Origin of the sequence: Streptomyces sp. NPDC005266 (genome assembly GCF_040607655.1) — a bacterium.
Taxonomy (GTDB): Bacteria; Actinomycetota; Actinomycetes; order Streptomycetales; family Streptomycetaceae; genus Streptomyces.
Genome location: NZ_JBEXHC010000001.1, coordinates 282,953 through 293,932 on the forward strand (window position 1 = coordinate 282,953; position 10,980 = coordinate 293,932).

At 71.3% G+C, this 10,980-nt stretch carries 9 protein-coding genes; 3 read left to right on the forward strand and 6 right to left on the reverse strand.

The features are described from left to right. Positions 1-20: 20 nt before the first annotated feature. Both fxsT and ABZU99_RS01260 read right to left on the reverse strand, forming a co-directional pair. Positions 21-3,680, reverse strand: coding sequence for an FxSxx-COOH system tetratricopeptide repeat protein (fxsT, locus tag ABZU99_RS01255; protein WP_355946874.1), 3,660 nt, complete (start codon positions 3,678-3,680; stop codon positions 21-23). Positions 3,681-4,141: 461 nt separating this feature from the next. Further along, positions 4,142-5,251, reverse strand: coding sequence for a methyltransferase domain-containing protein (locus ABZU99_RS01260; protein ID WP_356044246.1), 1,110 nt, complete (start codon positions 5,249-5,251; stop codon positions 4,142-4,144). A gap of 322 nt (positions 5,252-5,573) precedes the next feature. Here ABZU99_RS01260 and ABZU99_RS01265 point away from each other — a divergent pair, with 322 nt between their 5' ends. Further along, a complete protein-coding gene (locus ABZU99_RS01265; protein ID WP_356044244.1) occupies positions 5,574-6,809 on the forward strand; it encodes an XRE family transcriptional regulator in 1,236 nt (411 codons plus the stop codon). A 66-nt stretch (positions 6,810-6,875) separates the two neighbouring features. Beyond that, entirely contained in the window at positions 6,876-7,058 is a 183-nt protein-coding gene (locus ABZU99_RS01270; protein WP_355946869.1) for a DUF6104 family protein, read from the forward strand. Positions 7,059-7,169: 111 nt separating this feature from the next. Here ABZU99_RS01270 and ABZU99_RS01275 read toward each other — a convergent pair whose 3' ends face one another. Beyond that, complete coding sequence (locus ABZU99_RS01275) at positions 7,170-7,985, reverse strand: AfsR/SARP family transcriptional regulator (RefSeq protein WP_355946867.1); 816 nt, start codon at positions 7,983-7,985, stop codon at positions 7,170-7,172. A gap of 13 nt (positions 7,986-7,998) precedes the next feature. Continuing rightward, on the reverse strand, positions 7,999-8,664 hold the full coding sequence (locus tag ABZU99_RS01280; RefSeq protein ID WP_356044240.1) for a TetR/AcrR family transcriptional regulator: 666 nt from the start codon (positions 8,662-8,664) through the stop codon (positions 7,999-8,001). Between the two features lie 139 nt (positions 8,665-8,803). Between ABZU99_RS01280 and ABZU99_RS01285 the strand changes: the two genes are divergently transcribed. Further along, positions 8,804-9,424, forward strand: a complete 621-nt coding sequence (locus ABZU99_RS01285) for a malonic semialdehyde reductase (protein ID WP_355946862.1) — start codon at positions 8,804-8,806, stop codon at positions 9,422-9,424. A 174-nt stretch (positions 9,425-9,598) separates the two neighbouring features. Here the strand turns inward: ABZU99_RS01285 and ABZU99_RS01290 are convergent, their stop codons facing one another. Both ABZU99_RS01290 and ABZU99_RS01295 read right to left on the reverse strand, forming a co-directional pair. Beyond that, positions 9,599-9,997 (reverse strand): nuclear transport factor 2 family protein, encoded by a 399-nt coding sequence (locus tag ABZU99_RS01290; protein ID WP_355946859.1) that lies wholly within the window; start codon positions 9,995-9,997, stop codon positions 9,599-9,601. Positions 9,998-10,020: 23 nt separating this feature from the next. Continuing rightward, a complete protein-coding gene (locus ABZU99_RS01295; protein ID WP_355946856.1) occupies positions 10,021-10,956 on the reverse strand; it encodes an NAD(P)-dependent oxidoreductase in 936 nt (311 codons plus the stop codon). Positions 10,957-10,980: the final 24 nt, after the last annotated feature.

Consider the following 10,980-nt stretch of genomic DNA (forward strand, 5'->3'; position numbering starts at 1 on the left):
GTACGGGCTCGCCCGCCCGGTCAGACGGGCAGCGGCTCGAAGTCCCAGACGAGGCGGACGCGTTGCCATGCCGCCAACACCTGGGGGTGACCCGGCCCCAGCGTGGCCTCCAAGCCGCCGATGGCCACCTGCCTGATCGCCCGTGCCTCGTCCCGCCCGCCCGGCAGCTCCCGCAGATCCGCGGCCAGCCCCACCTGTGCCAGCAGGGTCAGCGGATGGCGCTCGCCCAGCACTTCGCGGGCGCGCAGCGCGGTCTCCCGGCTCAGCGCGCAGGCGTCCGTCCAGGAGCGAGTGGCGTAGCAGGAGGCGGCGGTGTTGAGGGCGATCCCCAGCGTCCAGGGATGGTCCTCACCGAGTACGGCGGTCATCTCCGCCAGAGCCGTCTCCAGGACCGTCCGGCTCCGATCGGCCTCCCCGCTCCGCAGCAGGGTCAACCCGCGATTGGCCTGGGCACCGATGGTGTAGGGGTGCCGCCCTCCCAGCCTCGTGCGGTAGGTCTCCGCGACGAAGCGGCTCAGGGCGTGGGACTCTTCGAGCCTGCCGTCGCGCCACAGGGCACAGACGTAGCCGGAGGCGATCATCAGGGACAGCGGGGCGTCCCTGCCGAAGAGACCCTCCGCCCGACGCAGCGTCTCGCCGAGCAGGGTGGCGCCGGACGTGGTCTGACCGCAGCTGACCTGGCACAGCGCCAAGAGATGTTCGGCCGTCAGCCTGTGCGGGGCCTGGGGCCCTACGTGATCGCGGTGCACCTCCACGTTGCGCGCCTGATGGTCCAGCGCCTTCGCGTAGTGGCCCGCCAGCCGCAGGTCCCAGGCGTAGTTGGTACCGGAGGCGAGCGTGCTGAGCCCGGGAGCCGTTCGCCGCTGCCGCACGGCCTTCTCGTCATACTCCAGGGCCTGCGCGTAAGAGCCGAGCGTGCGCAGCGAAGCGGCCACATCGGAGTGGGCTCGGAGGTAGTCCTCATCGCCCTCGAACGGCAGACATGCGTCCAACTGTCGCCGGGAGAGCTCGTACGGCTCCTGATAGAGCCCCAGCCCCCGCAGGTCGGCGGCGAGTGCGCTCATCGCGTCGATCGAGTCGGGGATGTGCAGCTGCCCCAGGACCGCTCGGTCCAGCCGCTCGGCGCGGGTGTAGTCCCCCGTTGCCCGCAGCACGGCGGTACAGCCCAGGGTCAGCTCCCAGTCCGGCGCGGCGGCGCGGTCCTGGACGTCCAGAACGGGCTCGGCAAGGCGTCGAGCGGCCTCATGAGCGCCGCTCAGCCTGAGATACGTCAGACATTTGAGGGACAGCTGCCGGGCCGGGCCGTCCGCCAGCGCGCCCGACGACTCGACGTACGGCATGAGTTCCGCGTAGCGCGGCCAGGTCGACGGGTCTTCCGGACTGCCGGGGTCCGTCGCGGCGAGCGCGGAGCGGACGAGGTGGGCGTCCTTGTCCCGCATGTCGTCGGAAGTCCTTCGGCGGACCGCATCCCGTACGAAGCGGTGCATATGGAGGGCGTCCGCCTCCACCCGGACGGCCGAGGCGTGGACAAGTCCGCCCATGGCGAGCTCCCACTGGCTCGGACTCTCCAGCAGCGCCGCGACCGCCGGGGAGACCAGATCCGCCGGGACGGCCCGCAGCAGCGCCAACGGCACCGGGCCGGGCCCGAAGCGCGCGCACAGCCGCAGCAGTTCGGCCCCCGCCTTCGCATGCTGACGCAGCCATTCGACGAATGCCTTGAACGCCTCGGGATACGGGAGGGGGTAGTCCGCCCCGGCCCGCACCGGGATCGGCTCGCCCTCGCGCACCATACGCACGTACTCCGCCACGGACATGGTCGAGCCGTCCAGCCACCCTGCGGTCTGGTCGAGCGCCAGCGGCAGGCCCTCCACCGCCGCCACGAGCCGCTCCGCCTCCTCGGCTTCGATCCGGGGAGCCCGGCGCCGGACGAGCGCGACGCCTTCCTCGCGGGTCAGCGGCGGGACCTCCAGCAACTCGGCGTAGTGGTCACGCCAGGCGTGGTTCCGCGAGGTGAGGAGTGTGTGACCACGCCCGGAAGGCAGTAGTCCGGCCACATCGTCGGGGATCTCGGCACCGTCGAGGACGAGCAGCCAGCCGTCGTACAGATGGCCACGGCGCAGGGCGTCGAGCACGGCCCGGATCCGATCGCCGATCTCGGGTCCGACGTCCAGGCCGAGGGCGGGAGCGAGCGCGGCGAGCCGTTCCCGCAGCGCCGCGCGCCCGTCCCCCGCGACCCACCACACCACGCGGTACTCCGAGGCGTACCGGTACGCGTACTCGACGGCGAGCTGCGTCTTGCCGATGCCCGGCGTCCCGACGAGCGTGCACACGGCCGCCTCGGCGGGGGCCGCCCTCAGGCGGGTGTGGAGCTGCTGGAGGAGGTCGTCTCGCCCGGTGAAGCGGGGGTTCCGGCGCGGCACACCGTCCCAGATGTCGGGTACGCGTTCCGGCGTCGCGTGGGAGGACGGTGCGGACGAAAGGCCGACCTCGCGCAGCAGCCGACCGACAGCCTCCTCGTCGACCTCCCGCGTCTCGAGGGATCCAGGCATGGCCCGGTCGCCGATGGGGAAGATCGCGATGCGCTCGGCAGGCGGACCGGATTCCACCAGCTCGCGCACGGCCTGCAGTCCCCTCCCCATGAGGTTGCCGCTGAGCAGCAGCACCAGACAGCCGTCGACTCCAGAGGGCCAGGGTAACCGGCCCGACGGATTCCAGCGCTCGAACCTGAGCTCGCCCGCGCCCGCGGCCGCCAGCCGACGAGCGATCCACTCCGCCCAGGAGCGGCCGGCGGCCTCATAAACCACCGTGATGGGAGGTCCGGGGCGCCTGGACCGGAGCTCCGCGAGCTCCCGCTCCAACCGACGGGCCCGCTCCTCGGCCGCGGTGGCCTGCTCCTCGGCCAGCCAGAGCCGATGCGACACCGGGTCCTCGGCCTCGGCCTCCGCCGTGGCCCCGACCGCATCCTCCCCCGCCTGCAGCTGGTGCTCCAGCGCCTCGCACCGCTCCTCGGCCTCCAGCGCCTGCCGCTTCGCCTGCCCCAGCTCGTACTGGAGCCGGGCGACTTCCTCGCGCAGCCGGTCCCGTTCCGTCCGTAAGTCCTCCTGCTCGCCCTTGAGCCGCTCCGCCTCCGCACGGTGATCGTCCCGCTCGGCCGAGACCGCGACGGCGATTCGCCGCTGCTCGACCTCCATCTCCGCGATGCGCTGTTTCCGCGCCTGCAACGCCTCCGTCAGGGCCTCCGCCCGCACCTCGGCCTGCTGCCGCTCCCGATCGGCGTCGGCCAGCTGGTCACGCAGCTTCTGAAGCTCCCACCCGGCCCTGTTGGTGGCCTGCAACGCCGCCCGTTGCAGGGCATGCACATGGGCCACGACCTCGGCCGAGGACGGCCGCCCGGTGGCCCTCGCGGCGGCGGCCAGCAGCTGGTCCACGAAGTGCGCGGGTGCCACCACGGTGCCGTTCAGATAGCGCGAGACTGTCGCCGGGTCGTAGTGCATCCGCAGGGCGAAGACGCGCAGGGACACCCTGACCGCCCCGAACAGCCCACGCAGGCCCAGCGCCAACTCCCGGCACGGCGGCTTCACATGCTCGGGCACCGGCTTCAGGTCCCCCACCCGCCCACTCTCCAGCGGGCCCGGCTCCGGCTGCGGCACCAGCTCACCGCCGAGCACTTCGTCCTCCATGGGTCCCCCCTCCCCTGTTGATGACCGTCCGCAACGCGTGCGGGCTGCCGCAACGCCCAGGACTCCGCACATCGTGAACGTACCCCCGGTACCCCTGCCGGTCTCACGAAAGCAGGTCAGCGATGCCGCCGACACCCACGAACCGCCCCCGCCCGCTGATCGTCCTCCTCTCCGCGGCAATATCCGGCGCCGTACGGGCCCTCGTGGCCTGGCTGCTGGACGAGACGGCCGACTGAGCTACCTGCCAAGGACCGCCCGTACCTCACCGACCAGAGCCCCCGCCGGCGCCACCCGCTCCGCCGGGCCCCCACCCGAGGACCCCAGCACCTCGACGTATAGCGGCTGCCGGTAGTACACCCCGAGGTCCTCGGGCCCGGCTGCCCCCGAGCGTCACCCCGCCGACACCGGGAACCTCCACCAGCCGCGCGGCCATCTCCTCGATATGGATCACGCGGTGGAAGCTACAGATCCCAGGACCGCCCACTGTCCGGGGCACCGAGCCAGAGGGTCTGCCCGTCGGTGGTGACGGTGAGCCCGAAGTCGTACAGCTCCGGCGATCCGGCCTCCCGCCACCACCGGTAGGCGCGCTCCAGCTCGGTGAACAGGTCGCGCGGGCCCCACTGGTGGACGGCGCCGTCGCGGACGTACGCCCACGAGTCAGTGGTGGCAAGCCACCCGTCGCTGTCCCAGTGGACACCGGGGAGCCGGAGGCCCAGGGCGAAAAAGGCATGGAAGCCGGTCTCCAGGAAGGACAGGTCAAGGTCGGTGCGGCTGTCGCGACTCTCCTCCCAGGACGCTGGGGTGTACACGTCCTCGAGCGGGGAGTCCGGCCGGCGCTGGCCGCGCAGGTCCATGAAAGACATCGGGTAGCCGAAATGGCCGCTCGCCGAGGCGCCGTCGTCAGCCACACGCAGACATGCCATCCCATGCGGCTGCAGGGTCGTCTTCCAGGGCGTGACGATCAAGCCCCCGGGGCGGGTCTGTTTCGCCCAGGCGAAGGGGACCCGCTGGAGCGAGGCCGTGCACAGGACCCGGTCGTACGGGGCGTCGGCCGGCCAGCCGCACTCGCCGTCCGCGGCCACCACCCGGGGGCGATACCCGGCGTGGGCCAGCCGCCGGGCAGCCGCCTCAGCGAGCGCGGTGTCCACCTCCACCGACGTCACGTTCGCCTCCCCCGCGCGCTCGCACAGCAGAGCGGCGTTGTAGCCAGTACCGGTGCCGATTTCGAGCACTTTCATGCCGGGGCGTATGTCGGCGGCGGCGAGCATGGTGAACACGGCGTTGGGTGCGCTGATGGAGCTGGTGGGCAGCGTCCCCTCGGCTTCGGCCTTCCCGTCGTCGACCTGAGTGACGACGGGCGTCAGTGGATCGTGGACCAACGCGGCCCATTCATCAGGTTCTTCGACAGCACTCAACGGGCGGTAGGCCCCGTTCCGCCAGACCCAGACCGTGTCGGAGACGAAGGCATGGCGCGGGACCTTGAGGAAGGTCTCTCGCATCCACGCCTCGGCAAACCCGTCCACCTCGTCGAGCGCGTCGGCGGCCCGGACCCGCAGCTCATCGAAGTTCATTTACGGTGTGTCCCGCCCCCGGGCTTCGATACATCAGGGTGCTGACCGTCGCTGTCACGTGGCGACGGCTGCTTGGGCTGCGGATTCGGTGCGGGCGGTTTTCCGTGGTCCCCCATGGCGTTCCTTCCTCTCGCTTCCTCTCAGGGTGGCTACCGGGCCGAGGTCTCGATGCCCCACGTGAGGGATACCCATGATGGGTAGAATTCGCCTTGAGATCGCTGATATGCCGTTCTTCTCATCAGCAAGCTTTGGGAATCACATGTCCGGCTACATCTCGCCCGCGGCTCTCCCCCCGCAGGTTCTCGACCGATCAGATGTACGCATGGCGCTGCGGTGCCATGATTTCGGGACCGTCTTCCGGCTGGCCCGGCAGTGGGGCGGCATCAGCTTTCTCAAGATCGCGGATGCCTGCGACATCAAGCCGGAGCGGGTCGGGAAGTTAGCCCGAGGCGAAGGCTCGATCACGACGTACGAAAAGATCAGGCAGATCGCCGACGCGCTCCGCATTCCTGGCCACTTGGTGGGCCTGGGGCCCCGCCCCTGGGAAAGCGCCCCGCCGCAGGCCGCCGCGCGTGAGACAGCTCCCATCGCTTCTCTGGAGCTGTCGCCCCTCGCACCCGACCCCGATCTGCTCGACCGGTTGACGAAGACCGTAAGGGGCCCCGCCCGCGTCGACCGCGCGATCCTCGACTGGCTGGACCGGCTGCTCGCCGAGCATCGCCGGGCAGAGGACGATATCGGCTCGCGACCGCTTGTCGGGATCATGAGGCAGCAGTTGAGCACGGTGGTCGGCCTCCACGGCACGGCTGGGAGCGAGTTGGCCACCCGGGTGATACGACTCGCCTCCGAGCACGCGCAGTTCCTCGCCTGGATGGCGCAGGACCAAGGGGATTCATCGGCCGCACTGGCCTGGTACGACCGTTCGCATGAGTGGGCCCTGGAAGCCGCCGACCCCCATATGGCGGCCACGACGCTCAGCATGAAGGCGCATCTGGCCTGGTCCGCTGGGGATGCCCGCCGCTGCGTCCGTCTTGCCCAGGCCGCACGCTGGGCGTCCCCCGGAATCTCGCTCGGGGTGCAGGGCATGGCGGCTCAGATGGAGGCTCGCGGGCACGCGCTGGACGGCGAGGCCGACGCGGCCCATCGTCTCCTCGATGAGGCGCAGGGGCTCATCGCCCGGGCCGCCGAGCGCCCCGAGGACGAGCCACCGTGGATGTACTTCTACGGAGAGAACTGGTTCACGTTGCAGCGTGGCATGGCCGAGATGCATCTGTGCCGCTGGGACGCCGCCGTCGATCTTCTGCGCCCCGGGGTCGACGCCCTTCCCGCGCCGTATCGGCGCGATCGATCGTGGTACAGCGCCTGCCTCGCCCATGCCCTCGCCGCGGCCGGTCAGGCCGACGCGGCCGTACACACCGCGCTGGACTGCTCCGCCGACGCCTCAGCAGTAGGCCGCCCGCACGCCTGGAACGAGCTGCATACCACCGCCGTGCTGCTCCTCCGCCGTGGGGCGCCCGAGGCACGTACCCTGATCGACGCCTTGCGCGGCTACGGCTGAGCGCCCGCCCGGGCCGCCGCATATCCTGGGCCTGTAGATCAACCTCACCCCCACCGGAGCGACCCTGTGTACTTCACCGACCGCGGCATCGAGGAGCTGGAGCAGCGACGCGGCCACGAGGAGATCACTTTCGAGTGGCTCGCCGAGCAGCTGCGGACCTTCGTCGACCTGAACCCGGACTTCGAGGTGCCGGTGGAGCGGCTGGCGACCTGGCTGGCTCGGCTCGAAGAGGAGGACGACGACGTCTGAGAAGGCGGGTCCGCGGTTCTACCGGCCGTCCGCCGGGTTCCTCAGCACCTCGATGACGCTCGCGTAGCCGTCGGAGCCGTCTCCCGCGGCCTCGGCGTCGTAGCCAGGCCGCTACGCCACCACCGGACCGGGCCCCGGCGCCCCCGCCTCATGGTCCAGCCGGGGGTCGGAGGCCAGCACCGCCCGCTGGAGGCGCTGGAGCTTCGCGGACGGCTCAAGGCCCAGCTCCTCCGTCATCGCCGTCCGCAGCCGCTGATAGGCCGCCAGCGCGCGGGTGCGCTGGCCGGAGCGGTGCAGGGCGAGCATGTACTGGCCGTGGATGCCCTCGTGGAAGCGGTGCTCCACGACGAGCGAGGCGAGATCGCTGAGCACCTCCAGATGGCCGCCGAGCCGCAGCCGGGTCTCGATACCGCGCTCGGTGACGGTGAGCCGGGACTGTTCCAGGCGGGCCACCTCGGCCTGGAGGGGCCGCCCGTGCGGGGTGACGTCGACCAGGGCCGGGCCGTGCCAGAGGGCCAGCGCCCGGCGGAAGGCCGCATCGGCGGCCTGCTCGTCGCCGGCCTCCAGCGCGCCGTCGCCCTCGGCGACGAGAGCGCGGTAGTCGTGGACGTCGAGCTGCCCGGGGCACAGCGCCAGGGCGTAGCCGCCGGGTCTGGTCTGCAGCACCTCCCGGGCGACGCCGGCCGATGGGATGCCGAGCACCTGGGCGAGCAGCTTGCGCAGGTGCAGGATGTACGTCTGCAGCGTGGTGAGTCCGGTCCGCGGCGGCTGGTCGCCCCACAGCTCGGCCATCAGCGACCGCACCGGCACCATTCGGCCGTCGCCCAGCGCCAGCAGGGAGAGGACCTTGCGCGGTTTCATCGCGCTGGGCACTCCGGAGAGGGCGCCGTGGCGCAGCGTCAGCGGTCCGAGCACGTTCACACGCATGGGTGTCACCTCTTCACGCTTCGTTGCGGTAGGCGCGGACGAACAGATCCGCGGCATTCTCGCAGATGGCCGCGGTGTCGCCGTCGGTGATCGGGCGGGTGCCGTACATCGACTGGTAGAGGCCCTGCTGGATGAGCAGGGCCACGAACTGCTGGGCGGCGGTGGCCGGATCGGGGACGCTCAGCTCCCCTCGGTCGGTGCGCCGGCCAAACGTTTCGGCTAGGTATTTCACCAGTTGCTGGGGTTCGCCCTCCGCGCAGGCGGGGCGCAGTGCGGGGTGGCGGGCGACCTCGGCGATGACCAGCCGGCGCAGGGCGGAGGCCCGTTCGTCCAGGAGGACGGCGAGCACCCGGCGGCCGAAGGCGGTCAGGGCCGTACGGATGTCGGCGTCGTCGTACCGCTCGGGGGCGGACGGGGAGTCGGCGGCGAAACGGGCGGCCGCCCGCTCCCGCTCGCCGTCCACGGCGGCGATGAACAGCCGTTCCTTGTCGCCGAAGTGGTTGTAAACCGTCTGCTTGGACACCCGGGCCTCGTCGGCGATGACGTCCACGCCGGCCCGCGCGTATCCCTCGCGCAGGAAGACGGCCACGGCCGCCTCCAATATCGCCTGCCGCTTGGCGGGCTGGGGGCCCGCCGGCCGTCCCGCGGCGCTGCGCCGGGGACCGTTGTCGGTCCGCAACGGATCCAACCTCCTTGCTCTGGGCCGGTCTTGCCCTGGATGGACTTGAGAGTCTAGCCTTCCCTTACCGGACTGGACTAGCCCGTCCAGTCCAATTAATTCAGCACCGCGTGAGAAGCGCGTGACGAGGGAGAGCTCGATGAGCGCACCGGAGAACAGCGACGCCCTGCTCCATCTCACCCTGGCGCCGGAGGCGCAGCAGCAGCTGTTCCTGGAGGCCCGTACGGCGAACACCTTCACGGACGAGCCGGTGACGGACGACCAGGTCCGCGCGATCTACGAGCTGGTCAAGTACGCGCCCACCTCGATGAACCAGCAACCGCTGCGCGTGGTGCTGGTGCGCTCGGAGGAGGCGCGCGCCCGTCTGGTGTCGCAGATGACCGGGCGGAACCAGGAGAAGACGGCGAAGGCGCCGCTGGTGGCGGTGCTGGCGGCGGATCTGGACTTCCATGAGGAGCTGCCGCGGCTCGTCCCGTTCATGGAGAACCCGCAGGACTTCTTCGCGGAGCCCGGCCCCCGGGAGGCGTCGGCCCGGTTCAACACCGCGCTGCAGGTGGGCTACTTCATCCTCGGCGTGCGCGCGGCGGGGCTGGCCGCCGGACCGATGGTCGGGTTCGACCACGCCGCCGTCTCCAAGGAGTTCTTCGGCGACGGCCGGCACGCGGCGGTCTGCGTCGTCAACATCGGCAAGCCGGGGCCGGACGCCTGGATGGGCCGGCTGCCGCGGCTGGAGTACGACGAGGTCGTCACGACTGTCTGACGCCCGCACGGCAGGGCCGCCCGCACGGCAGGGCCGCCCGCACGGCGGGGCCGCCCGCACGGCGGGGCCGCCCGCACGGCGGGGCCGCCCGCACGGCGGGGCCGCCCGCACGGCGGGGCCGCCCGCACCCCGCGGCGACGGGTGCGGGCGGCCCGGCCCGGGCGTTCCGGAGGTTCAGCTCTCGATCAGCTCATGGAACGCCACGGTGTCGAAGATGTCCTCCATCCGCGTCGCCTTGCCGTCCCGCATCGTCCACGAGTGGACGAAGTCCAGGGTCGCGGTGGTGCCGCGGCGCGAGGTCACCTCACGGGTGCCGAACACCACGACCCGGTCGCCCTGTTCGATGAACTCCTGGGGGTTGAGCCGCATCCCGCCGAGCACGGACGGGACATGGGCCAGGAACTCCTTGATCCCCGCATGGCCCAGTTTGGTGCCGCCGAGCCCGTACTTCGCCATTCCCTCCGGGTGGACCCACTCCACATCGGGGTGCATGCCCGAGAGGATCCCCTCGATGTCGCGGTCGCGGAATCCCGCGTAGGAGGCGCGGATGGCCTCGATGTTCCGTGATGCCACGGTGTTCACCTCTCCTCGGATCCTCAGCCGGCCTGCCGCGGCGCCATGTGCTCGGGGTGGAGCGCCTGAAGCGTACGGCGCACCCCCTCGCGCCACTCCACTCGGCAGGGGCCGGTGATCTCCCGGCGCCGGGCGGGGTCGAACTGGTACGTCTCCCGGGTGACTTCGCTCGGGACCAGGTTGGCCCGCACCCCGGTGAGCTCCTCCATGTAGCGCACGCAGTCGGTCATGCCGACCGCCTCGTCACCGCCCCAGTTGACCAGCGTGGCGGGTGCGGACGCGGCCTCCCACAGCTTGGGGACCTGGGCGACCAGATCGTCGGTGTAGAGGAGGGAGCACCAGTTCTGGCCCTCCTTCGGCACCGGTATCGGCTCGCCCGCGAGCATCCGCTTGAAGTAGAGCATCGGCACGCCGCCGTAGCCGCCCGGCCCGTAGGCGATATTGAGCCGGGCGATGGTGGTGGGCAGATTGAGCACCCGGGAGAACGCCCGCACCGTGCCCTCGGCGGCGATCTTGCCCACCGGGTAGGCGGGCAGCCAGTCGGCCACCCCGTCGATGGGGTCGTCCTCCGCGTACGGATGGTCGAGGGTCTGCCGCTTGTAGAGGGCGCCGGTGGAGACGTACAGGAACGCCTCCGCGTCCCGGCAGTGGGTCATCAGCCGTCCGCAGGCGACCGAGTTGACCTCGACGGCGGCATTGAAGTCGCCGTCCTCCCCGCGCCGCACCGCCGAGTGGATGACATGGGTGAAGTCGGTGGGCAGCCCCCCGTACGCCGCCTCGCCCAGGTCGTCCATGTCCCAGCGGAATGTGGTGATCCCGCGGCCGGTCAGCTCCTTCTCGACGCCCGGGGTGCCGAACCGGCCCAGGCACCACACCTCGTTGCGCTCGGCCAGCGCTTCGGCCACCGGCCGGGCGACCTGCCCGGTGCCACCGGTGACCAGGATCTTCTTGCCTTCCACCCTGTTCTTCTCCTTCAGCTTCGC